Annotated in this window: 22 protein-coding genes and 1 tRNA gene; 14 read left to right on the top strand and 9 right to left on the bottom strand. The window is 60.4% G+C overall.

Annotated elements, in window-relative coordinates; genetic code table 11:
- Positions 1–22: 22 nt before the first annotated feature.
- The 3 genes from argC to HGP14_RS07150 are packed head-to-tail and all read left to right on the top strand — an operon-like array spanning position 23 to position 1,908.
- Complete coding sequence (argC, locus tag HGP14_RS07160; protein ID WP_168829609.1) at positions 23–946, top strand: N-acetyl-gamma-glutamyl-phosphate reductase; 924 nt, start codon at positions 23–25, stop codon at positions 944–946.
- On the top strand, positions 943–1,083 hold the full coding sequence (locus HGP14_RS07155; RefSeq protein ID WP_168829165.1) for a hypothetical protein: 141 nt from the start codon (positions 943–945) through the stop codon (positions 1,081–1,083). The genes argC and HGP14_RS07155 overlap by 4 nt, the downstream gene beginning before the upstream one ends.
- Before the next feature lie 60 nt (positions 1,084–1,143).
- A complete protein-coding gene (locus HGP14_RS07150; protein ID WP_168829164.1) occupies positions 1,144–1,908 on the top strand; it encodes a DUF4239 domain-containing protein in 765 nt (254 codons plus the stop codon).
- A 14-nt stretch (positions 1,909–1,922) separates the two neighbouring features.
- On the opposite strand, the gene HGP14_RS07145 is transcribed toward HGP14_RS07150, so the two are convergent.
- Together HGP14_RS07145 and HGP14_RS07140 are read right to left on the bottom strand one after the other, a co-directional pair.
- Positions 1,923–2,807 (bottom strand): aminoglycoside phosphotransferase family protein, encoded by an 885-nt coding sequence (locus tag HGP14_RS07145; RefSeq protein WP_168829163.1) that lies wholly within the window; start codon positions 2,805–2,807, stop codon positions 1,923–1,925.
- 65 nt (positions 2,808–2,872) lie between these two features.
- Complete coding sequence (locus HGP14_RS07140; protein ID WP_168829162.1) at positions 2,873–3,976, bottom strand: COX15/CtaA family protein; 1,104 nt, start codon at positions 3,974–3,976, stop codon at positions 2,873–2,875.
- Positions 3,977–4,088: 112 nt separating this feature from the next.
- On the opposite strand from HGP14_RS07140, the gene HGP14_RS07135 reads away from it, so the two are divergent.
- Together HGP14_RS07135 and HGP14_RS07130 are read left to right on the top strand one after the other, a co-directional pair.
- Positions 4,089–4,298: a DUF2842 domain-containing protein gene (locus tag HGP14_RS07135; RefSeq protein ID WP_168829161.1), complete on the top strand. Its 210-nt coding sequence runs from the start codon at positions 4,089–4,091 to the stop codon at positions 4,296–4,298.
- A 123-nt stretch (positions 4,299–4,421) separates the two neighbouring features.
- Positions 4,422–5,660, top strand: coding sequence for a GNAT family N-acetyltransferase (locus tag HGP14_RS07130; RefSeq protein ID WP_168829160.1), 1,239 nt, complete (start codon positions 4,422–4,424; stop codon positions 5,658–5,660).
- A 7-nt stretch (positions 5,661–5,667) separates the two neighbouring features.
- On the opposite strand, the gene HGP14_RS07125 is transcribed toward HGP14_RS07130, so the two are convergent.
- Positions 5,668–6,624: an alpha/beta hydrolase gene (locus HGP14_RS07125; RefSeq protein WP_168829159.1), complete on the bottom strand. Its 957-nt coding sequence runs from the start codon at positions 6,622–6,624 to the stop codon at positions 5,668–5,670.
- Between the two features lie 115 nt (positions 6,625–6,739).
- Here HGP14_RS07125 and HGP14_RS07120 point away from each other — a divergent pair, with 115 nt between their 5' ends.
- Positions 6,740–7,831, top strand: coding sequence for an acyltransferase (locus HGP14_RS07120; protein WP_281408073.1), 1,092 nt, complete (start codon positions 6,740–6,742; stop codon positions 7,829–7,831).
- Positions 7,832–7,846: 15 nt separating this feature from the next.
- Here the strand turns inward: HGP14_RS07120 and HGP14_RS07115 are convergent, their stop codons facing one another.
- Positions 7,847–10,000: a GumC family protein gene (locus tag HGP14_RS07115; protein ID WP_168829157.1), complete on the bottom strand. Its 2,154-nt coding sequence runs from the start codon at positions 9,998–10,000 to the stop codon at positions 7,847–7,849.
- 191 nt (positions 10,001–10,191) lie between these two features.
- On the opposite strand from HGP14_RS07115, the gene HGP14_RS07110 reads away from it, so the two are divergent.
- The 6 genes from HGP14_RS07110 (at position 10,192) to HGP14_RS07085 (ending at position 15,341) form a co-directional block, all read left to right on the top strand.
- Entirely contained in the window at positions 10,192–10,767 is a 576-nt protein-coding gene (locus tag HGP14_RS07110; RefSeq protein WP_168829156.1) for a polysaccharide biosynthesis/export family protein, read from the top strand.
- A gap of 6 nt (positions 10,768–10,773) precedes the next feature.
- Positions 10,774–11,955, top strand: a complete 1,182-nt coding sequence (locus tag HGP14_RS07105) for a glycosyltransferase family 4 protein (RefSeq protein ID WP_168829155.1) — start codon at positions 10,774–10,776, stop codon at positions 11,953–11,955.
- A gap of 46 nt (positions 11,956–12,001) precedes the next feature.
- The gene (locus HGP14_RS07100) at positions 12,002–13,549 is read left to right on the top strand and encodes an undecaprenyl-phosphate glucose phosphotransferase (protein WP_168829154.1); all 1,548 of its coding nucleotides are present in this window, start codon (positions 12,002–12,004) and stop codon (positions 13,547–13,549) included.
- Positions 13,546–14,787 carry an O-antigen ligase family protein gene (locus HGP14_RS07095; protein WP_168829153.1) on the top strand — a complete coding sequence of 414 codons (1,242 nt, stop codon included), beginning with the start codon at positions 13,546–13,548 and terminating at the stop codon, positions 14,785–14,787. The genes HGP14_RS07100 and HGP14_RS07095 overlap by 4 nt, the downstream gene beginning before the upstream one ends.
- A gap of 39 nt (positions 14,788–14,826) precedes the next feature.
- Positions 14,827–15,120 (top strand): helix-turn-helix domain-containing protein, encoded by a 294-nt coding sequence (locus tag HGP14_RS07090; protein WP_168829608.1) that lies wholly within the window; start codon positions 14,827–14,829, stop codon positions 15,118–15,120.
- A gap of 71 nt (positions 15,121–15,191) precedes the next feature.
- Complete coding sequence (locus HGP14_RS07085; protein ID WP_168829152.1) at positions 15,192–15,341, top strand: hypothetical protein; 150 nt, start codon at positions 15,192–15,194, stop codon at positions 15,339–15,341.
- Positions 15,342–15,351: 10 nt separating this feature from the next.
- On the opposite strand, the gene HGP14_RS07080 is transcribed toward HGP14_RS07085, so the two are convergent.
- Positions 15,352–15,564: a hypothetical protein gene (locus tag HGP14_RS07080; RefSeq protein ID WP_168829151.1), complete on the bottom strand. Its 213-nt coding sequence runs from the start codon at positions 15,562–15,564 to the stop codon at positions 15,352–15,354.
- Positions 15,565–15,859: 295 nt separating this feature from the next.
- Here HGP14_RS07080 and HGP14_RS35425 point away from each other — a divergent pair, with 295 nt between their 5' ends.
- On the top strand, positions 15,860–16,123 hold the full coding sequence (locus HGP14_RS35425) for a hypothetical protein (protein ID WP_168829150.1): 264 nt from the start codon (positions 15,860–15,862) through the stop codon (positions 16,121–16,123).
- 92 nt (positions 16,124–16,215) lie between these two features.
- Here HGP14_RS35425 and HGP14_RS07070 read toward each other — a convergent pair whose 3' ends face one another.
- The 3 genes from HGP14_RS07070 to HGP14_RS07060 form a co-directional block, all read right to left on the bottom strand.
- Positions 16,216–17,799 (bottom strand): Na+/H+ antiporter, encoded by a 1,584-nt coding sequence (locus tag HGP14_RS07070; protein WP_168829149.1) that lies wholly within the window; start codon positions 17,797–17,799, stop codon positions 16,216–16,218.
- 1,192 nt (positions 17,800–18,991) lie between these two features.
- Positions 18,992–19,068, bottom strand: a tRNA-Pro gene (locus HGP14_RS07065).
- 92 nt (positions 19,069–19,160) lie between these two features.
- Positions 19,161–19,826 carry an HAD family hydrolase gene (locus HGP14_RS07060; protein WP_168829148.1) on the bottom strand — a complete coding sequence of 222 codons (666 nt, stop codon included), beginning with the start codon at positions 19,824–19,826 and terminating at the stop codon, positions 19,161–19,163.
- Between the two features lie 236 nt (positions 19,827–20,062).
- On the opposite strand from HGP14_RS07060, the gene HGP14_RS07055 reads away from it, so the two are divergent.
- Positions 20,063–20,377 (top strand): DUF1236 domain-containing protein, encoded by a 315-nt coding sequence (locus HGP14_RS07055; protein WP_168829147.1) that lies wholly within the window; start codon positions 20,063–20,065, stop codon positions 20,375–20,377.
- Between the two features lie 40 nt (positions 20,378–20,417).
- Here HGP14_RS07055 and HGP14_RS07050 read toward each other — a convergent pair whose 3' ends face one another.
- Entirely contained in the window at positions 20,418–22,040 is a 1,623-nt protein-coding gene (locus HGP14_RS07050) for a response regulator (protein ID WP_168829146.1), read from the bottom strand.
- Positions 22,041–22,101 lie beyond the last annotated feature (61 nt).

The following is a 22,101-nucleotide window of genomic DNA, read 5'->3' as shown; positions in this document are numbered from 1 at the left end:
AACTCATCGAAAGCGCAGGATTATCATGGCAAAGATCTTCATCGATGGCGAGGCCGGAACGACGGGTCTGCAGATCCGCGGGCGTCTGGCTGAGCGCCGAGATCTTGAGTTGCTGTCGATCCCGAGCGAGAGCCGCAAGGACAAGGCCGTCCGTGCCGCCCTGCTCAACGAGGCCGATATCGCCATCCTCTGCCTGCCTGATGACGCCGCCAAGGAAAGCGTCAGCCTGATCGAGAACGACCGGACGAAGGTGATCGACGCCTCGACGGCGCACCGCGTCGCCGAAGGCTGGGCTTACGGCTTTCCGGAAATGAGCAAGGAGCAGGCCGGCATCATCGCCTCGGCCAAGCGCGTATCCAATCCGGGCTGCTGGCCGCAAGGGCCGATCGCCACGCTGCGCCCGCTTGTCGAGGCCGGCCTCGTCCCGGCCGATTTCCCGGTTACCGTCAACGGCATCTCCGGTTATTCCGGCGGCGGCCGCACCATGATCGAGGATTATGTCGCCAAGGGCGAGGACACGGCGGAATACATGCCCTACGGCCTGACCTTCCAGCACAAGCATCTGCCGGAACTGCAGCGCTACGCCAAGCTCACGCGCGTGCCCTTCTTCCAGCCGGTCGTCGGCAATTTCGCTCAGGGTATGGTCGTCACGGTGCCGCTGCAGCTCTCGCACCTGCCGAAGGTGCCGAAGGGTGCCGAGCTGCATGCCGCAATCGCCGACTACTACGCCGGCACCAAGGGCTTCGTGGAGGTCGCTCCTTTCGAAGCGCCGGAGCGCACGCCGGAGCTCAACCCGGAGATCTACAACAACACCAACCGCATGCGCCTGCACGTCTTCGCCAATGACGATACGGCACAGGCGCTTCTCGTCGCCGTCTACGACAATCTCGGCAAGGGCGCCTCCGGGGCGGCAGTCCAGAACATGGACCTGATGCTGGGCGCGTGAGGCTTGGGGCATTTTTTGCCCCTTCCGGCTCAAGCCTGTTCGACCTTGCGAAGGAAAACACCTTCCACAGGATTTATATCCTGGTTGCCGCATCCGCGACCGGCGGCGTGCCGGTCTGCGATCGCCTGCTGATCTGAAAACCGCCCGATTGCCCGTCTGCCGCGAAGGCCGTACACTTTGCGCGCGGGAGACGATTCATGACGTCAGTTTTGATTGGCATCGCCTTCACCGGGGGAACAACGGCGGTCGTGCTCGTGGCGTATTTCGCCATGCGTTTCCTCATGGGCGGCGATCCGGATGGCCGGGACCGAGAGCTTGCAAGCTCTGTCGCGACGCGCATCGCGAGCCTTCATGCCCTCATCCTGGCACTCGTCTTCGCACAGGAGATGCTGGAATATCAGGCGCTGAAGTCCGAAAGCGCGGTGGAAAGCAATGCCGTCGGCGACATCTATTACGATGCCGAGCGCTACGGCCCGCAGGCGCAGGCGCCGATCCAGAAGGCGCTGGCGGACTATGTCCGCATCGTCATCACTGAGGAATGGAACGAGCTCGCGCGCTCCGGAGAGCTTTCGTCGTCCGCCTGGGACCAGTGGAACATCGTCTATCTGACGGCTCTCGAACTCGCGCCCGCCAACGCGAAACAGGAAAGCCTGCGCAGCCACATGCTCGAGGAAATACACCTGATTTCGGAGTCCCGCGACCAGCGCGAAAACAGCGGCACCGACTCCGTCAGCCCGATCTTCTGGTTTGCAGCGATCTCGGGCGTGGTCTTCACCGCCATCGGCTACTACCCCTACCAGCCCGACAGTCGCAACCTGCTGCTGCTATCGATCTTCGGAGCCTTCACCGGCATCATCCTGTTCTTCATCTACGCCTTCTCGAACCCCTACAGCCCGCCCGCGACGTTGTTTCCCACCGCCTTCGAGCGATTGCAGGAGGAGATCAGCGGGCCGGATCCCTGACGCGAGAGCTGCGGTCAGGCGTAGCGGCGATGGTCCTCGATCACTTCGTCGATGATGCTCCAGGACTTCTCGATATCGCTCGGCTTACCCCCGGCCATGCCGGCGGCAACGATCAGCGCCTTCCAAATTGCCCAGCCGCGGCCGCGCGCCCAGGTGCCGCCGTCGAGCGACAGGACCTCACGATAGGCCGCGCGGCTCTTGCCTCCAAACATTGTCCAGGCGATCACCAGATCGCAGGCCGGATCGCCGATGCCTGATATGCCAAAATCGATGACCGCGCTAAGCCGTCCTTCCTCGACCAGAAGATTGCCGTAGGCGACATCGCCGTGAAACCAGACGGGCGGACGCTCCCATTCGGTCGACAGCGCCGCCTCCCAGACTTCCTTTGCGGCAGCCGTATCGACGCGGCCCTCCAGCATTTCGAGCGCCCGGCGCGTTTCCGAGTCATAGACCGCAAGCGAGCCGCCGCGAAAGAAATTGTGCGGTCCGGCCGGCGGCCCGCTGGTCGGATCGACTGACTTTAGGGCAAGCAGAAAGCGCCCGAGATCGACAGCGAACTCCGTAAGATCACGGATCCGATGCGGAAGTGCCGCCTCGCCCTTGCGCCAGGCATAGACCGACCAGCGGAAGGGATAGTCCTCCCCCGGCTCGCCCATCGCCAGCGGCACCGGGATCGAAAGCGGCAGGTGCGGGGCAAGCCGTGGCAGCCAGTACTGCTCCTTCTCGACCTGCGCGGCGTAACGTTCGGCGCTCGGCAGGCGAACAGTCATTGCATCGCCGAGACGGAAGGTGCGGTTGTCCCAGCCGCCGTCCGCGACGGGACGAATGGGAAGATGTGCCCATTGCGGAAACTGGGCGGCGATCAGGCGCGCGACGAGTGTGTTGTCGATGACAAGCATGGCGTTTCCTCGGCTGAAACGACGTTTAGTCGAGATGCCGCGCGTGCACCACCCTGAAGCCGGTCTCAGTCGCGACGGTCGACCGCAGTCTCACGCGGAAATTCGCCATAGAAGCCGCGCCAGTTGGCCACCGCAAAACCGAAGACGACCAACGCCCCTGCCTGGTGCAGGAGAGCGAGGTCCAGCGGCACCTGCATGACAAGTGTCGCGATGCCGATCGCCGCTTGCAGCATCACGAGCCCAAAGAGGAGGACAGCGCGGCGGGCGTGGGTGGTTTGAGGCGCAAAGCGAAGCGCGATCACCATGTTGACGAAGGTGATCGCAAGGAGCGTGTAGGCGCCGAGGCGATGGATGAATTGGACGGTCTTCGGATTTTCAAACAAATTGATCCAGGCGGGCTGCTGGATGAAAAGATCCGACGGGATGATCGCGCCGTCCATCAGCGGCCAGGTGTTGTAGGAAAATCCTGCATCGAGGCCGGCGACCAGCGCGCCGAGATAGATCTGGAAGAGCGAGAAGATCGCAATCACGCCGGCCCAGGTGTGCGAGCTTTTGGTCGGCGCCGGGTCGTTAGAATGCGGAGAGAGGCCGCGCATGATCCACATGCAGGAGGCAAAGATCAGGCAGGCCATGACGAGATGCGTGGCGAGGCGGTATTGCGAGACGCTGGTCAGCTTGGTGAGGCCGGAAGACACCATCCACCAGCCGATGAAACCCTGCAGGCCGCCCAATGCCAAAACGCCGACGAGCGGCCAGCGCAGCCGCTTCTCGATGCGGCCGGTGAACCAGAAGAAGATGAGCGGCAGGGCAAAGACGACGCCGATCGAGCGGGCCAGCAAACGATGCGCCCATTCCCACCAGAAAATCGATTTGAACTCGTCGACCGTCATATCGCTGTTCAGCTGCTGGAATTGCGGGATACGCTGGTAGAGCTCGAATTCCTCCTGCCATTCGACGGCGTTCAGCGGCGGAATGACGCCGTGGATTGGCTGCCATTCCGTGATCGAGAGGCCCGAATTGGTAAGACGCGTTGCGCCGCCAACGAGCACGAGACAGAAGAGTGCGAGCAGCACGAAACCAAGCCAGAGGCGCAGCCCGCGGCGGTTCCGGTCCTGCTTGCGGACCTTGCTCAAGATCGCCTGTTCCGTGGTCAAGTTCGCGACGGCCATGACTGCTCCTTCTTTCCGGCAGTTGATTTGCCCCACCGGCTCATGCAAAACAAGCCCCGAGCCTTTGCGGCATGCGGTCGCGCTGGCCATTCAGCCATCCGGAACATAAATCATGCCCATCCGCCTGCGCAAACTCATCGGTACGATCCTCATCGTCGTCCTCGTGCTGCTTTATGCGCTGCTGGCGAACACGATCGCGGTGGTAACGCTCGCGGACGCGCCGTCCTGGGCCCAATTTCTCTACTTCTTGCTCACGGGCCTGCTCTGGGTGCTGCCGGCGATGCTGATCATCAAGTGGATGGCCGGCCCGAAGGCGAAATGAGAGGCGTTAACGCCGGAATAACCGTGATCCGCGGAAAAACCGCTCTCACCACTTCCGTTTAAACCAAATGAAGGCGCTCGTCCGTTAGACCTCCGGCCAAGCCATCTTGACCGGAGAAGACGCGTGCAGACGCAAAAGCTCGATACCTATCAACAGGCGCCTGACGAAGCGGTGCGAACCGATGCGAGCATTTCGAGCCTCCTGTCGGTGAGCGCCAAGCTGGCGATCGCCGAACTCGAGGTCGTAGCCTTCGATACAATGGCTCCGCTGGAAAAGGACTGGCGCGCATTGGAGCGCGACAATCTGGTGTCGCTCCATCAAGGCTATGACTGGTGCAATGCATGGGTGAGTGCCTACCGGCGGCCGCTCGCGATCCTGCGCGGAAGCTGCGACGCCGAAACGGCTTTTATCCTCCCCATCGAAATCGAGCATTCCCACGGCGTGCGGATCGCGAGATTCATCGGCGCCGATCACAGCAACATCAATACCGGGCTTTTTTCGACAAGGTTTCTAGCCGGCATGGACGTTCTCGATTCGCGCCGCTTTGCCGAGAGCCTTCGACAGGCGCTTCGTGGAAAGGCCGATCTGCTGCTTTTACAGAACATCCCGCTGGAATGGCGCGGCCGGCGGAACCCGCTCGGCCTGCTCCCTACAGTGCAGAACCAGAACCACGCCTATCAGCTGCCGCTGCTTGAAAGCTTCGAGGCGACGCTCAAGCAATTGAATGCCAAGAGCCGCCGAAAGAAATTTCGCGTCCAGTCGAAGCGACTCGAGGCCCTGGGCGGCTTCGACTATATCGACGGCGGGTCGCCCAGCGAACAGCACGCCTTTCTCGACCGGTTCTTTGCGCAAAAAGCCGAACGCTTCAAGGCATTCGGGCAGCCGGACGTCTTCGCTGATGCGGAAACGCGGGCTTTCCTCCACGGTCTGATCGATGTTCGCAACGGCGATGGCTTCGGGCTCCAGATGCACGCGCTTCGCCTGAAGGGCGAGAACGAAGGACATATCGCGGCGCTCTCCGGCATCTCGCGCAAGGGCGATCATGTGATCTGCCAGTTCAGCTCGATCGACGAGCGTCTGGCGGCGGAGGCAAGCCCGGGGGAATTCCTCTATTGGCAGATGATCTCCGGCATGCATGGGAAGGGCGTCGCGCTTTTCGACTTCGGCCTCGGCGATCAGATCTACAAGCGCTCCTGGGCACCGGTTGAAACGGATCACCATGACGTGGTGCTGCCGATCTCGCGGATCGGAAGCATCGCAGGCTTGGCGCACCGCGCGGTGACACGCAGCAAGGCCTATATCAAGGCGCGGCCCGGCCTCTATAAATTCGCTCAACGCCTAAGGGCAAAGTTCGGGAGCTAGGGCGCTCTTATTTCGTGACATGGTCAATCAGGAAGTCAAAGAAGTCGTCATAGCGCGCCGGAATGCGTGCTGCACCATCGAGAAGCGTTATCGCCTGCCCGTTTTCTTTGGCGACCTTCTCAAATCCAGCCCCGAATTTCGGACTGTGAACGAGCGACATGTGATCGGTTGACTGATCCTGCAGTTCTTTGGAATACAAAAGCACGATTGGAGGCGAGTCCGCGCCCACCAAATGTGAGGGCGACAGCGCCATGATGGCATCGAGGAACTTGCTCCGTTGCGCCAGAAATGACTGAAAATCAGCCTCCGGCAGGCCAAAGGCATGTCCGCCGTAGTTGACCGACGGACTGACCCAATCGCGCATTTCCAGGGGATCGATCGTCGTTTGCGCATCGATTCCGCCCACAGCCTTGATCGGTGAAGGGTGCTCCTTCTCGACCGACAACGCGAGCCAAAGTGCATTGAAGCCGCCCGCTGAATCGCCCCATACGGCAAGCCGTGTGTTGTCGATACCCATGCTCCTCCCATTCTTCAGGAGGTATTGATAGGCGGATCTGGTGTCATCGAGCGGAGCCAGCACAGGCGGGAATATCGCGTCGCGTTTTGCCGCGACCAGATTGCGATAGTTGATAGCGACGACCGCGGCTCCCTTCGACACCATGTAATCTATTGTATCGTCGGTAAGAAACTTCTTGTCGCCGTTCCACCACCCGCCGCCGTGGACATAGATGATTGCCGGAAAGGGTCCCTTGCCGGGTGGCTTATAGAGATCCATTCGATTGCTGGGATCAGCTCCATAGGCGATGTCCTTAAAGTCTCTGCGATTGGCGTCGGACGACGCGAGAAGAACGTGCCATCCCGGCGCCAGCCAGAAAGACACGAGCCCGGCCAGTGCCAGCACCACCGCAATGCGTCCACTTAATCTAGAAAACACGTTATATATCTCACATCTTGCCATCTGCATGATGGTAAAAATATTTCATAGACAACATAATGTCAGTATGAATATAAATTCACCTTCAATCAATTCAAATAGATATTCTTTCTACTACTATTCTGGAGCGATGACGGTCTGAGGCATGAAGAAAACACATTATTATGTGATAGATCTAGTCAGAATATATGCTGCCGTCTTGGTTCTACTGTACCATTTCGCGACATTCGAGCTGCCTGAAGCGAGCGGGCGCGTCTTCCCGTTCCTCTGGCGCTTCGATGGGGTCGGCGATGTCGGTGTGGAAATCTTTTTCGTGATTTCGGGCTTCGTGATCTCCATGAGTGCCGAAGGCGCACGCAGCTTGGCAGGCGCCTTGCGTTTCATGCATTTACGGGCTGTCCGAATTTTGCCGGCCCTGTGGATTTCCAGCCTGATCGCATTTGCGGCATTGGCGTTTGCAGGGGAAGAGATTGGGTCGCTGGTCCCACCGCTCATCCGCTCTTCGGTTCTTTCGCCAGTTGGGCCTTACATCGACGGCGTCGTGTGGTCCCTCGTCGTCGAAGCGGTCTTCTATCTCATGGTGGGGATTACGATCGTCTTTGCGCCGCGCGTTTCCCTGGAAAGCCTCGCAAAAATCCTCTGCGCCATAAGCACGCTCTATCTCGTGGTCTGGTCGGTGGCATTTCTGCTCGACAAGGAGCTGTTTGCGGCGCTTTCGCGCTTTCCTTCGAAGGTTTTTCTCCTGCGCTATGGCGTATTCTTCGCGCTGGGAATGTTGCTGTGGCTCAGGCTACGCGGCAGTCGCTCCGTGACTGAAAACGGCCTACTCCTTCTCGCGGGTTTCATGTGCCTTGTCGAAATTTTCGTTGGCAGGGTTTTCTTGTGGGGGACCGGCACGGCAGCCGCCCTGCTCTGGCTGACGGCTGTCGGTCTCATGGTGCTGTGCATCACCCATTCAGACAGATTCGAAGTCCAGCTCAGCGACCTGCAGCGGAAAACGGTCCGATATCTCGGGAGCCTGAGCTACGCCCTATACCTTAATCACTACACCTTCGGCGGCTCGATCGTGCAGTCGTTGGCCACGATACTACCGCCCGTTTCCCCGGCATCGATGAGCCTGCTGTTCTGTGCCTCGATCGCTTGCGTGCTGTTGATTTCCTGCTTCGTCACCTCTGCTGAACGGCTCGTCAAAAAGCCGCTCATGTTGCTGCGCGAGCCGCAGTTGCGATCGAGCTAGAGGCGACAGATCCAACTAGGCCGCGTGGCGCGACAGGTCTTCCATCACGGCCTCGCCGCCCGACATCAGCACGACGCGCTCATAGCCAGCCTTCTCGAATGCCGTCATCGCCGAGACGAACTCCTCTTCGATCACTTCCGGCATCGAAAGGATGATTTCGACATCCTTCCTGCGCGTCAGACGCGAGACACCGGCAACGTCGGCCGCGCCGCATTCGACGATGACGAGATCGTAGGCGGAGACCAGTGCATCGAGAAGCAGTGAAAGCCGGTGCGCACCGCGCATCGCCTTGCGGACGTCGCTGGTGCCCTGCGGGATCAGATGGGCATCGGTGTAGCGATCGCCATGGATCGTATCGCCGAAGGCGGCAGCGCCGCACAGCAGATCGGTGACGCCGGGCGCATCCTGATCTTCAGCCATCAGCTCGGTCGGATAGCCGGACCCGGTCATGTCCACGAGAACCACGCGCTGGCCGGCATCGGCAAGGCTCCGAGCAAGCGAAACGGTTGCGGCGGAGCCGTCGTCACCAGTCGGTGATATGGCGATGGCGAGCGGGGCTCGGCTGCCGATCAGATATTCCGCGACCGAGCCGACCGAGAACTCGTTTTCTTCTTCGGGCGGCGCAGTCAGCTCTGCAGGCGCGTCTTCCTCCGGCTCTTCCTCGACCGGTGCTGACAGCATGCTGGGGGCCACTTCGCGCTTGGCTTTCGGTGCGGCGACGGCCTGCTGTTCGTCCTCGATCCGCGCCGCCGGCATGACGCCGCCCTCGACCGGGCGCAAAGCGCGACCACTGAAAAGCTCGGCGAGCATGATGACGATCGCGCTCATGAGCAGCGTCGCGACGGCGGCGACGATCACGATTGGCACGACCTTCGGGAAATAGGGATCGACGGGCTGGATCGCGCGCGAGACGATGCGGGCATCGGCCGGGCTTGAATTTTTGTCGGCGCGGGATGCGGCTTCGCGATAACGTACGAGATAGGTTTCGAGCAGTTGGCGCTGGGCGTTTGCCTCGCGCTGCAGGGCGTTCAGGCCGACCTCGTCCTCCCCCGCCTGGGCGCTGTTTGCCTGCAGCGTGCCGGACTGGCGCTCGAGCTCGGTAGCGCGAAGATCGGCGACCTTCGCTTCGTTCTCGATGCTGGCCAGAATTTTCTGCGTTTCCTGGTGGATCTGCGTCTTGATGTCGGCAAGCTGGGCGCGCAGGCTTTTCAACCTCGGATGATTGTTGAGCAGCGTCGTGCTGAGATCGGAAATCTGAGACTGGAGACCGGATTCAGTTGCCTTCAGCCGCTGCATGGACTGCGAAGACATGATGTCTGGCAGCGTATCCGAAGCCTCGCCCGAGGAGAGAGCATTGCGGACGGCCTGTGCGCGTGCCTCCGCATTCGCCTTTTCGCCGCGAACACGCGTGAGCTCGGCGGAAATATCGTTCAGTTGCTGCGTCGGAAAATTGCTGCCGCCGTTGGTCGGCAGGAGGCCGTGCTTGGCCCGGTATTCGGCGACCTTCTGTTCGGCGTCATTCACCTTCTGGCGCAGGCTTTCGATCTCCGGTTCCAGCCAACGGGTGGCTTCGGAATTCGTATCGAGCTTGGCGCCGCTCTGCGTGGCGAGATAGGCGCTCGCCATGGCGTTCGGAATGCGGGCGGCGAGCTTCGGGTCCTTCGACGCGAAGGCGATGCCGATGACGCGCGAACCGGGAACCTGAAAAACCTGGAGGCGCTCCGTGAACGCATCGATCACACGTTCCTCCGGCGGGTTTTCGAGCGGGTTCTTCTTGATATGCAGCGCGACGAGAATGTCGGTCAGCGCAGAGCCGCTGGCGGCATCGTCGAACTCGGGCAGGTCGTAGAGCTTCTCGCTGTTGATGACCTTCTTGATGAGATCGGCCGATTGCAGAAGCTGCACCTGGCTGGCGATATTCAGCTCGTCGAGAAGTGGCCCGGCGTTGCCGTCGTTCGATTGGGTGGTGTTGGCGAAAGCCGGTGCGCGCGGCTCGATCAGCAGACGCGTCTCGCCGCGGTACTGCGGCGAGATCATCTTGGCGCCCGCAAAAGCGACCCCTGCCCCGATCAGCGTGATCGCGACAACCTTCAGCCGGCGCGCCCAAACGGCGCGGACAAGCTGGCCAAGGTCGATGTCCACATCCTGATTACCCGCTACGCCGGACATACTCGTACTCCCAGAACAAACACGGTGCGAAGCGTAAACGACTACGGTAACCCAACGGTTAATGTCGCCAGGCCCGAACAAGCCCGGACTGATCGGGCAGAATCCAAAAAATCGCGCGCGTTTTTACCGCGCATTAACCCTAACGGATTGATAACGGCAGCACCGAGTTCATTTCCTGTGAGCCTATGCGGATGCCTTTCGCCCAGCCCAAGACGCTTCTGGCCCTGAGCCTTGTCGCCATGACTGCGGCGGTGAGCGGCTGCACCACCTATCAGCCCGCACCGAGAGCCTTCAATCAGGCCACGATACAGCCCTATTCGCTCGACAGCGGCGACCGCCTGCGCATCACGGTTTTCGATCAGCCCAGCATGACCAACACCTACATGGTCGATCAGGCTGGCTACATCGCCTTCCCGCTGATCGGGCAAGTGCCTGCGCGCGGACGCACGCTGCAGCAGCTGTCCGGCCAGATCGCCCAGAAGCTGAAACAGGGCTACCTGCGCGATCCCGACGTGACGATCGACGTCGACCGCTATCGCTCGGTCTTCATCATGGGCGAAGTCGGTCAGCCGGGCCAGTATTCCTATGTGCCGGGCATGACCGTGCAGAACGCGATCGCCGTTGCCGGCGGCTTCACCGCGCGCGCCAATCAGCGCATGGTCGATGTCACGCGCAAGATTAACGGCCAGGTACTGACCGGGCGCGTCAACATTTCGTCCTCGATCATTGCCGGCGACACGATCTATGTCCGTGAACGACTGTTCTGATCGCTGATGGCAGAACAGAAACCGCTCCGCATCCTCCATTGCTTCAGGTCCCCGGTCGGCGGAATATTCCGTCATGTCCGCGACTTGGTGGAGGAGCACAGCAGGGTCGGCCATGAGGTCGGCATTCTCTGCGACAGCTCCACCGGCGGCGAGCATGAGGATCGCCTTTTCGACGATATTCGTCCCTACCTCTCGCTCGGCCTGACGCGGATGCCGATCCGGCGCTCCATCGCGCTCTCGGATATCGGCGTCATATGGGAAACTTACAAGAACATCAAAAGTTTGCGGCCGGATGTGCTGCACGGGCACGGCGCCAAAGGCGGCGTGCTTGCGCGCCTTGTCGGCTCAGCCTTGCGGGTAAACAGGTATCGCGTTGCCCGCCTCTATACTGCGCATGGCGGAAGCCTGCATTATTCCCGCTCGTCGTTCGGCGGACAGTTCGTGCTCCGGATGGAGCGGCTGCAGGAATATTTCACCGATGCCCTCATCTTCATCTGCGAATACGAGCGCGACACTTATGCCAAGAAGGTCGGCCGTCCGAGAACCAAGACGCGGCTGATCTACAACGGGATCGGGGAGCGGGAATTCCAGATCATTCCCACCCGATCAGACGCCGTACACTTCATCTATGTCGGCATGCTTCGGGACCTCAAGGGTCCCGATCTGTTTGTGGACGCCTTTGCGAAGACCGAGCGGCTGATCGGCCGTCCCCTCTCCGCGCTGATGATCGGCGACGGACCGGACCGCGAAAGATACCGCGACATGATGGTCGAACGCGGGCTCGGCAAGCGCATCGGCATGCTGCCGCCGATGCGGGTGCAGGAAGCCTTCGCGATGTCGCGGAATCTTGTGGTGCCGTCCCGTGCCGAAGCCATGCCCTATATCGTCCTTGAAGGGCTCGGGGCCGGAAAGACGATCATCGCGAGCCGCGTTGGCGGCATTCCGGAGGCATTGGGAAAGAACAGCCCCGCCCTCGTCACGCCCAATGATGCGGATGACCTTGCCCGCGCGATGGCCGAAGCACTGACGACGCCCGGCTGGCATGACGCGGCCATGCCTTCGATCGAGTCGGTAAAGTCCACCTTTTCCGCCTCGGTTATGGCAAAGGATGTCCTGAAACTGTACTATCAGCTCGTCGAGAGACCGCCAGCCTCCGAAAGCTATGAGGCGTCCGTAAATCTTTCTTAGGGCCTTTCTGCTAATGCCGTTTGGGACAACGAGCGGCCGAAGCCCTATGACCAAAGCAGAGAGAAACGATCAGTTCGACGTGGAAGCGCTGCGCAAGCGGCTCTCCGAGATGAAGCCTGCCGACGAGCGGGAGAGCCCGGGCGAGATCAATCCTTACGCCCGGCAGATTGCCGAGCAATTCCGCGAAGGTACACATTCGCCGGCTATCGTCATCGGCCAGCTTCGGTTGTTCGAATTCGTCTCGCAATTCTTAATCGGACTCGCCGCCTTCCTGATCTGGCCGGGAGACGGCAGCGAGACCCTTGCGGCACGTGCCGGCATGGCCGCCATCGCCGCCGCGCTGGGCGTCCTGGCGCTGCAACTTGCGGATACCTATTCCATTCCAGCACTCAGGACCCGCGTGCGGCTGCTGCCGCGCATCTTCGGCGCCTGGACGGCTGCCTTTTCCGGAACGGAAGTGATTTTCTCGTTCTTTCGCGATCTCCCCTGGGCTCAGTTGAACCTGCATCTCCTCTGGTTCCTGCTTGCCGCCCTCTTCTTGCTTGGCTCGCGCTTCCTCGCCGCCCAGGGCATTCGCAGCTGGGCGCGCAACGGCATCATGGAACGCCGTGCCGTGATCGTCGGCGGCGGCGAGCCTGCCAAGGATCTGATCCGCATGCTCGAGTTGCAGGCGGACAACGACATCCGCATTTGCGGCATCTTCGACGACCGCGGGGAAAAGCGCTCGCCGGTCATGGTCGCCGGCTATCCGAAGCTCGGCACAGTTGCCGAGCTGGTTGAATTCGTGCGGCTGACCCGGATCGACATGCTGATCATCTCGCTGCCGCTCAGCGCCGAAGACCGTATTCTGCAGCTCCTCAAGAAGCTCTGGGTCCTGCCGGTCGATATCCGCCTTGCAGCGCATGCGAACCGCCTGCGGTTCCGCCCGCGTGCCTATTCCCACATCGGCTCCGTGCCGATGCTCGACATCTTCAGGAAGCCGATCCGCGACTGGGACTCGGTGGCAAAGCGCGGCTTCGACCTGTTCTTTGCGACGCTGGCACTTCTCCTGCTATGGCCGGTGATGGTTGTCACCGCAATCGCCATCAAGCTGACCTCCAAGGGGCCGGTCTTCTTCATGCAGAAGCGCCATGGCTTCAACAACGAGGTCATCAACGTCTTCAAGTTCCGCTCGATGTATACCAACATGAGCGACTACAATGCCAAGACGGTGGTGACCAAAGGCGACCCACGCGTGACGCCGGTCGGCCGTATCATCCGCAAGTCATCGATCGATGAGCTGCCGCAGTTGTTCAACGTATTGAAGGGCGATCTTTCGCTCGTCGGCCCCCGGCCGCACGCGGTCCTGGCGCAGACGAAGGATCGCGCCTGGGGCGACATTGTGGAAGGTTATTTCGCACGCCACCGCGTGAAGCCCGGCGTGACCGGCTGGGCGCAGATCAACGGCTGGCGCGGCGAGATCGACAACGACGACAAGATCAAGTTCCGCACTGCCTACGACCTCTACTATATCGAAAACTGGTCGCTGTGGTTCGACCTCAAGATCTTGTTCCTGACGCCGATCCGGCTGCTCAACACGGAAAACGCCTATTGAGCGCGATCGATGCGACATACTCCCGCGTCGCCCAGCCGCAGCGCGCGACGTTGCGCCTCATCGGCTCGGCCATGGTCGCCTTCGGCGTCTTCCTCTCCGGCTTCGTGATCGACGAGCCCGCGCCCTACGAGCTCTGGATGGCCGGGCTTGTCGGCATCTGGTTCATTCTCGGCCTTCGTATTTCGCGCTACACCGCAATCCTGCTAACGCTGCTCTTGACTTTCAATGTCGGCGGCATGCTTTCGCTGACGCAGATGAAGGATATGACCGGCGGTCCGATGTACATCGCCGTCTCGACGTTCCTTGCGCTGACTTCGGTCTTCTACGCCGCAATCATCGAAGACAGCGCCAGACGGCTAGCGCTCATCCTCAATGCCTGGGTCTTTGCCGCCCTCATCACATCATTGCTCGGTATCCTCGGCTATTTCCATGCCTTCCCCGGCGCGGAAGTCTTCACGCTATACGACCGTGCGAAGGGCGCGTTTCAGGATCCGAACGTCTTCGGCCCGTTCCTCGTCGCGCCGTCGCTCTATCTCGTTCACGGCATTCTGACGCGCGACCTGAAAACCTCGCTGCTTCGCGCCGGTGCATTACTGATCCTTGCGCTCGGCGTATTCCTGTCGTTTTCGCGTGCCGCCTGGGGCCTCTTCCTGCTCGGCGTAGTGCTGCTCATCTTCCTGATGCTCCTGAAGGAGAGAAGCGGCGCCTTTCGGTTGCGCATCCTCATCCTTTCCTTGTCGGCGATCCTCCTGATGGTCGCGGCGCTCGTCATCGCGCTGCAGTTTCCGAAGGTCAGCGACCTCTTCAGCACCCGGGCACAACTCGTCCAGCAATATGACGGCGAGTATCTCGGACGTTTCGACCGTCACCGCATCGGCTTCCAGATGATGATGGAAAGGCCGCTCGGTATCGGGCCGATGGTGTTCGGCACGATATTTCCGGAAGACGAACACAATATCTGGCTGAAGTCGCTGACGACCTATGGCTGGCTTGGCTTCGTCAGCTATGTGTCGATGTTCATCTGGACGCTTTACCTCGGCTTCAAGAACCTCCTCAAGGAGCGACCCTGGCAGCCCTACCTGATGGTCGCCTGGATCTGCCTCATCGGGCACGCCGCGATCGGCAATGTCATCGATCTTGACCATTGGCGCCATGTCTATCTGCTCTTCGGCATTGTCTGGGGATGCGCCGCGCTCGAACATAAGCACCAGTGCGATTTGGCTCGCTCAAGCAGCTAAGCACTTGAGAATGGCGAGATGAGCGCTAAACTCTCAAACATGATCACAGGAATTCAGATACGTGGCGCACGCGCCATGACCGGAATGAGCATCGATGAACTCGCAGCCGCGTCCGGCCTCGCGCCGGATATCATTGAAGCGCTTGAAGACGGCGATGGAGTGGGCGAACCCCGCGCTTTTCTCGCGGCCAAGCACGCGCTGGAAGCAGCTGGCGTAATCTTTATCTCAAGCGGCGGCCAGGACGAAGGCGGTCCGGGCGTGCGTCTTCGGGCGCGCTCGGAAAGCGACGATGGCATCCGTCCCGAATTTCTCAACGCCTCCAACGACGGCTAACAACTGCAACGCGGAACCCGAGTGAGCCTGCTGGCGTTTTCTCCGCACCGTCAACGGTTGGGGGATTTGTCTTGACCCGCAGCAATGGCCTCTATTTCGTCATCGGCGCTCTGGTCGTCATCGTCATCGGCTTGGGCGCCTATATTATCCACGAGGAACGCAAGCCCGAAGGCGTCGAGCTCCGCATCGGGGAGCATGGCATTTCGGTCGAGGAAAAGTGATAGGCGGAGCCTAGAGATAAGCCTGCGCAAGGGCCGTGAGTTTGGCGCAGTCCTTTGCGCCCTGGCGGTAGAGCTGGATAATTACCGCGCCGAGGCGTTCGGCCTCGGGTGTGTTGCGGCTCAGCCCTCTTTCCGCACAGACAGCGTCAAGCACTCTGGAAATCACATCCAGATCGCTTGAAAACAGCGGCAGATCAAGGGGATGAACTCGTGTATCCAGCATTGGGGCGCACTTTCCATTAGGGCGAAAGCACAACCGCTTCAATCACCGGCCGCCCATCCATAGCCGACGATGGTGATAGTATGCGCGCCGGCCTGCAGCTTGGCAACTGGCACGATTCCTCCAGAAAAATCTGGAGTGGCGGCGCGTTTTATGGGCTTTCCTTGTCGGCTTTTTTCGCGCGATAATTAAGCCTATGCTTCGCCGCATAGTAGTAGAGAGCCGTCAACTTTCGTGCTGCCGGCCTCTCGGAAAGAGCTGGCCGTCGCCCGTGGCAAATAATCAAAGGTCGCCAATGATGAAAATTTCAAGGATGATTTTGGTTGTTACCCTTGCGCTATCCGGCTGTAGCAACGCTTCCGAAGGCATCGAGCCAATCCGGGGAAGCATCACATATGGGGGTCAGCCAGCGGCGAAATTGACCAAATCGCCGCCCGGCTCCGTTCTTCCCCATACGTTTATCGACCCGACCGGCCGATGGGTCGAGGAGACATACATTATCCAGCCGGACAGGAGCCTCAAGCTCGTCAGGCGACGGGACGTGGTGGACAGTCACGACTGAGCAGACAGGCGGACAGCGTCGTCGACGCGGGAGGTCCGCATCGACGCGCCAGGTCTCTCTGCTTCTTCTCTCGTGAAATCAGGTTTGCCCCCTCACGACTTTGCAGAAATCGCACTTAGTTCCTCGAGATCGAGATCCCGTTCCAACTCCTGCAGCGTCTCGTCATCAATATCACCGGCTCGGTGAAGACGAATGAGTTCCCGGCGTCCAGTCGCCACGGCCCTGAGAACGACATCGAAATGAGCGTGTAGCACGGGCACGTACTGTTCCGTGCGCTCGGCATAGTCGATAATTGCGGTGGCCCTGCGCTGATATTGCTCCAGCAGGCGAGGATGAATGAGATTTCCCTCGGCGTCGTATGCCAGGCTTTGGACGGTCGCCAGTTGCGCCTGAGCCATGGCGGCTTCTGCCTGGCTCATGGTGAGGCGTGCTTTTTCCGACTCCGGATCGGTGAGCCTTACCCAACTGATCACCCGCCCCAACGTCGTGCCCTGCACGAGCACGGTTCCGATGATGACGGCGAACGACGTCACCAGAATGAAGTCGCGGCCAGGGAAGCCCTCCGGCAAGCTCAGGGCTAGCGCGAGCGTGACCACGCCGCGGACGCCCGCCCAGCTTAGGACGGTAGCGCCACCAACTCCAAGCGGCTGGGCTCTTTTCACGCCCAATGCGTTGCATAGCTTGATGACAAGATCGGATCCAAACACCCAGGCGAAGCGCGCGACCACGAGCGTAAGGAGGATTACCAATATCGGCAGCGCCATCGTCGCGACCACGGTGCCAAAGCCGCCGCCACGCTCGACGATGCCCCTCAGGGACAAGCCGATCAATATGAAGACCGAAGCTTCCATCAGGAAGATCATTACAGTCCAGAACGACGAGCCTCGCATGCGCGTTGCGGCCGAAAGCACGGTGTGCTGGTGCCAGGTCGCAATCAGGCCCGTGGTGACGGTGGCGATGACACCTGAAACGTGAAGCAGCTCTCCAAGCATATAGGAAATCCAGGCCAACAGCGTCGTCGCGGCGATGATAAGGTATTCATCGCCAAGGCGCCGAACGAATTTGACCCATGCGGTCCCGACAGCAACCCCTACGACGGCACCGCCGAGCCCCAGCAGGAAGAAGTTTCCAACGGCCTCGATCGTGCTGAAGGCTCCGGTTGCGGCGGCCGCAACCGCGAAACGAAAGAGCACGAGGCCGCTCGCATCGTTGAGAAGACTCTCGCCCTCAAGCAGAATCTGAAGCCGCCGAGGGAGTTTCACCCGCTCCAGAACGGCGCGGGCGGAAACGGCGTCTGGTGGCGATACGATCGCACCAAGGGCCGCGCAGGCAGCCCAGGGAAGCGACGGAAAGAGGAGATGGGTCACGACTGCCACGACGGCGCAGGTGAAGAACACCGCGCCGACAGCAAGCGAGGCGATACCGATCATATGGCGTTGCAAACGGGCGACGGCGATAGACCAGGCGCCGTCCAACAGCAGCGGCGGAAGGAAGATGACGAGCACGAGGCCAGGATCAACAGTGATCGCTGGCACGCCCGGCAGGAAGGCAAGCAGCGCGCCGCCGGCGAGCAGCGCGACGGAGGGTGGAAGCGTGAGCTTGTGGGCGGCATAATGAAGCGCGATGATCGCAAGAAACATCGCGATCACCAGCTCGAATAGGTGAATGCCCTCCATGCCCGCCCCCGGTGCTGGTTCATTGCGATGGTTCTCATCAAAAGGCGTAGTCAATCGAAATGCAATGGTTCCACAGCGTTGCTGCCTCATCATGGGAAAAGGCTGCCATGAGAGAGGGGGCATCAAACCATCGTCGCGCCCGCCGGCGTCCTTCGCGAAGAAGCAATACTTGGCAAGCGAGCGTGCGGATTCGTTTGCGGGTCGAGGACCGACATCGTGGGTGCTCCGGATTGTTATCGAAAGCTTCAGGCAAGCGAGTGAGGCGATAGAAGCGCTTGCAACAGGCGGCGTGAACATAGGTCTGGAGAATCGTTTCCGGCCGGCGCCCCACGATCATGAGGATCTTCGATTATGGTCTATGACTGGACCGGCGTGCGTACCCGTCGCATGCGCAACATTAAGCTGACAGCCGCCTCGATTCTGGCCTTGGTCATCGTCTCTGCACCTATTTTCGCTTTTGCCTGAGGCGTAGCGGCGCGACGGTACGCCTTCTCCTGGTCGTCACGATACTGCTTGCCGAAATCGGCCCCTTGGAGACCCTCGATATCCAGTTCCGCGTGTCGTATCGAAACGCGTCCGGTGGATATTAACCTGCCGTTATCCTTACCGGTTCATTGCAATGGCTCGAATCGCCCGGGCTCGATCAACAGTATGGGGCCGCATGCACCCCAGTGCGGCAAAAGGAGACCCGGCAAAAACCCTCCCAGGACCTAGGCCGGGTCTCCGCCATCGTTGCAACCCAATACCCGATACCCGCGCTTGGCAGGTCTAGGGCAAGGCTCACGGGCGTGGCCGGAGGTTGGCGCTCAGTAACCAGTGACGGGGTAGCTGGCTGATGTTCAGGTCCTGAACTTTGTGGATCGCACGTCTGGCCGGCCTCCGCAGACGACCGCGTCGACGTGATCGCCGCCTGCACCGAGCGCCCGCCCTATCCTTGGCCCCCGCTCCAACTCGCCTGCCGATTCACCATGGGCCTTTTCGATCAAGCACTCATCGACCCTGAGGTCCGTCGCGCGCACAAAGGCGACGATCGGTCAATTATTGTTCCCCTTGGCCGGGCGAGGACAATAATCCGAAATTTTGTTTGGGACTTTTCGGGCGTCGGAAAGCAGTATCCTGTCCGCTTTTCGCTCTGCTTCCTTGAGGTAGGAAGCGCCCAATAGTATTCTGACTGAGATTTCAAGGGGATAAATGGTCGGGGCGACTGGACTCGAACCAGCGACCCCTTGACCCCCAGTCAAGTGCGCTACCGGGCTGCGCTACGCCCCGACCTGCCGAAACGGCTTGTTTCGTTTAGTTTTTCGCCGCCTTTAATGCAAGCGGAAAAAGCCGCTATGCGTTCAAAAAAGCCGACATTCCTCTCACGCTCCTACCATCGTGATTGCGTTTTCGCCGATTGGCCGGACGCTCCATGCTTCGTAGTCCGCGATCGAAAAGTGCGGGGTCTCGAATGGTGTCGTATGTGTGGTGGTAATGACGGTGACGTCGGCTCCTGCGCCTTCTCCCGCAAGGATGCCCGCAACGGCATCTTCGAAGACCAGGCACCGCTTGGGATCGACGCCTAAGCGCTTGGCGCCGAGCAGATAGCATTCCGGACTGGGCTTGCCGGCGGAGACCTCCTCGCCGCTGACGATAACCTCAGGCATCGGAATGCCGGCGGCCGCCATGCGTCGTTTTGCAAGAGCGATCGGCGCGGAGGTGACGATTGCCCATTTGCCGGCGGGGACGCTCGCCAAAAACCGGATTGCGCCGGGGATCTCGACAATCCCGTCCACGTCCTCCATTTCCGCGATCAGCAGTTCCCTGGCCTCATGGTCCGGGTCCACGCCCGGAAGGGCCAACTGGCGAATGGTATCGCGGGCGCGCACGCCGTGTACCGTTTTCAGGAAGACTTCAGGCTCAAGGCCGTGACGCATTGCCCAATCGCCCCAGACGCGCTCGACCACTGGTATGGAATTGAGCAAGGTGCCGTCCATGTCGAAGAGGAAGGCGTCGTAGGGTTTACCGGGTACATTCGAGGTGGACACAGAAAATTCCTTGCAATGAAGCTTCGAGAGCAGGAAAGGCGGCGCGCGCTAGACCACGCCGGCAGAGGATCAGGATTGCGGTTGGCGTGCTCATGGCGCCAGACCGTTCCCTGCGATCCTCTGTAGCCAGATACAGCCGGTTTGCCAAGGTTGCGGACTGCCGCCGAGCTTTTCCGGAACAACGAACCTATGCGGGCGTTTTGACCATGGCTTGGTAAGAAAAGGAGAGTCATCCCATGCGCAAGACCATGCTGGCTACGGCCGCAGTAATGCTGACGGTCTGCTCTGCCGCCTTCGCGCAGAGTACGGTCGTCATCGACCCCGCACCGACCGGTTCCGTCGTGTTGCCGGGCGAAGTCCGCACCTATGTGATGGAGCAGCAAACGCCCTCCGTTGTCTATGACGGCGACGTAATCGTTGGCACCACGCTTCCGGATACCGTTGAAATCCACACTGTCCCCAACATGGACGGATATGCCTATACCGTCGTCAACGAACGCCGAGTGATTGTCGAACCAAAGACGCACCGGGTTATTCAGGTTCTTGAATAGCAGCGTCAAGCGCGAAGCCTCGACGGCTTCGCGCCCCCTCTCAAGGCGTACTCAGAAGCTCTCGGATTTTATGAGCGAGCTGCTCGAGGCTGAAGGGCTTGGCCAGCAGAGACACGCCGTGGTCCAGCACGCCGTTGTGGACGATCGCATTTCGCGTATAGCCAGTCGTGTACAGGATTTTCACGTCCGGCCATTTTTCGTTCACGGCGTCGGCGAGTTGCCTGCCATTCATCTCCGGCATGATAATGTCGGTGAAAACCAGATCGATATCGGGATTTTTCCCGAGCACCTCCAGCGCCTCACTGCCGCTCGAAGCCTCGAACACCGTATAGCCGAGTTCCCGCAGGCTCTCGATCGTCATGCGGCGGACCTCATCATCATCCTCGACGACCAGGATCGTATCTTTGGCGCTGCCTTGCGGCAGGGGCAAAGCGCCGGATTCGGCAAGCCGCCCGGTCTGCACTCCGACGTGACGGGGCAGGTAAATCTTCGCGGTCGTGCCCCCGCCAACCTCCGAATAAATCTTGATATGGCCCCGGCTTTGCTTCACGTAGCCGTACACTTGGCTCAAGCCGAGGCCGGTGCCCTTTCCCGGCCCCTTGGTCGTGTAGAAGGGATCGAAGGCGCGCTCTATGACCTCCTGCGACATGCCGATGCCGGTGTCTGTGATGCTCGTCATCACATATTGGCCTGCATCGACATCCGCATGCATGCGGGCGTAACGATCATCGAGTTCAGTATTTGCCGTCTCGATTGTCAGCTTGCCACCGCCGGGCATTGCGTCACGGGCATTCACCGCGAGATTGAGAATGGCGTTTTCAAGCTGGCTCAGGTCGGCGAAGGTCGGCCACAGCCCACCTGCGAGAACGGTCTCGATCTTGATGTGCTCGCCGAGCGTTCGGCGAAGAAGCTCGGACATGCCGCCCACCAGCCTGTTGAGATCAATGACCTCGGGCGCCAGGGGTTGCTGCCGTGAAAACGCCAGCAGCCGCGCCGTGAGCACGGCCGCACGCTGAGCACCGTCGCGCGCATTCTGGATGGAATTTAGAAGACGCGGATCCTCCTTCCCGGCCAGGCGGCGTTCCGCGAGATCGAGGCTGCCGATGATGATCGCCAGCATGTTATTGAAATCATGAGCGACGCCGCCCGTGAGCTGGCCGATCGTCTCCATCTTTTGAAGCTGGCGGACCTGCGCTTGTGCAGCAGCATGCTCCTCCATCTCATGCTTGAGTTGGGCGGTGCGCCGCGCCACGGTCTCTTCGAGCCGCGTGTTGAAATTTGCGAGTTCTTCCCGAAGCTTCCGCTGCCTGCGATGACTGATGATGATCGCCTGCATCAAGCAGATGACAATCAGGGCATTGATCAGAAACGTCGAAAGAGCGAGCCATTGCGAACCAACCTCGGGCCAGAACGCATTGTCCGGCTCAACAAAGAATAGCTGCACGAGAAAGGCGGATAGCACCGCCGCAAGAAGGCCCGGCCCGGCGCCGCCGAGGAAGCTCGCAAAAACAATCGCGGGAAAGAAACCCAGGAAGGGAAAACCGCTCAACACGTCGCCTGCGGCGAGCCGCAGAAAAAACGTTACAGCAACCAAGGCAACTGCCAGCGGATAGGTCATCCGGGGCTTTTGACGCAGCCAATCGGTCGCGCTCAACAAATCCATATAAAAGAGCCTTCCCTCACCCCTACGCCCGAGGCGTCCTTTCCGATTTTGCATATCGGAT

It is taken from the genome of Rhizobium sp. P32RR-XVIII, assembly GCF_012641395.1.
GTDB lineage: Bacteria > Pseudomonadota > Alphaproteobacteria > Rhizobiales > Rhizobiaceae > Rhizobium.
This window is presented reverse-complemented; position numbering and strand designations above follow the sequence as displayed.

Bases quoted from the DNA above. Each gene is read 5' to 3' on its own strand.
- HGP14_RS07055 (WP_168829147.1), top strand. From the start codon at position 20,063: ATGCGCAAGACCATGCTGGCTACGGCCGCAGTAATGCTGACGGTCTGC.
- HGP14_RS07115 (WP_168829157.1), bottom strand. From the start codon at position 10,000: ATGTCCGGCGTAGCGGGTAATCAGGATGTGGACATCGACCTTGGCCAG.
- HGP14_RS07125 (WP_168829159.1), bottom strand. From the start codon at position 6,624: ATGCAGATGGCAAGATGTGAGATATATAACGTGTTTTCTAGATTAAGT.
- HGP14_RS07120 (WP_281408073.1), top strand. From the start codon at position 6,740: ATGAAGAAAACACATTATTATGTGATAGATCTAGTCAGAATATATGCT.
- HGP14_RS07110 (WP_168829156.1), top strand. From the start codon at position 10,192: ATGCCTTTCGCCCAGCCCAAGACGCTTCTGGCCCTGAGCCTTGTCGCC.
- HGP14_RS07150 (WP_168829164.1), top strand. From the start codon at position 1,144: ATGACGTCAGTTTTGATTGGCATCGCCTTCACCGGGGGAACAACGGCG.
- HGP14_RS07090 (WP_168829608.1), top strand. From the start codon at position 14,827: ATGATCACAGGAATTCAGATACGTGGCGCACGCGCCATGACCGGAATG.
- HGP14_RS07070 (WP_168829149.1), bottom strand. From the start codon at position 17,799: ATGGAGGGCATTCACCTATTCGAGCTGGTGATCGCGATGTTTCTTGCG.
- HGP14_RS07080 (WP_168829151.1), bottom strand. From the start codon at position 15,564: ATGCTGGATACACGAGTTCATCCCCTTGATCTGCCGCTGTTTTCAAGC.
- HGP14_RS07100 (WP_168829154.1), top strand. From the start codon at position 12,002: ATGACCAAAGCAGAGAGAAACGATCAGTTCGACGTGGAAGCGCTGCGC.
- HGP14_RS07140 (WP_168829162.1), bottom strand. From the start codon at position 3,976: ATGGCCGTCGCGAACTTGACCACGGAACAGGCGATCTTGAGCAAGGTC.
- HGP14_RS35425 (WP_168829150.1), top strand. From the start codon at position 15,860: ATGAAAATTTCAAGGATGATTTTGGTTGTTACCCTTGCGCTATCCGGC.
- HGP14_RS07135 (WP_168829161.1), top strand. From the start codon at position 4,089: ATGCCCATCCGCCTGCGCAAACTCATCGGTACGATCCTCATCGTCGTC.
- HGP14_RS07145 (WP_168829163.1), bottom strand. From the start codon at position 2,807: ATGCTTGTCATCGACAACACACTCGTCGCGCGCCTGATCGCCGCCCAG.
- HGP14_RS07050 (WP_168829146.1), bottom strand. From the start codon at position 22,040: ATGGATTTGTTGAGCGCGACCGATTGGCTGCGTCAAAAGCCCCGGATG.
- HGP14_RS07105 (WP_168829155.1), top strand. From the start codon at position 10,774: ATGGCAGAACAGAAACCGCTCCGCATCCTCCATTGCTTCAGGTCCCCG.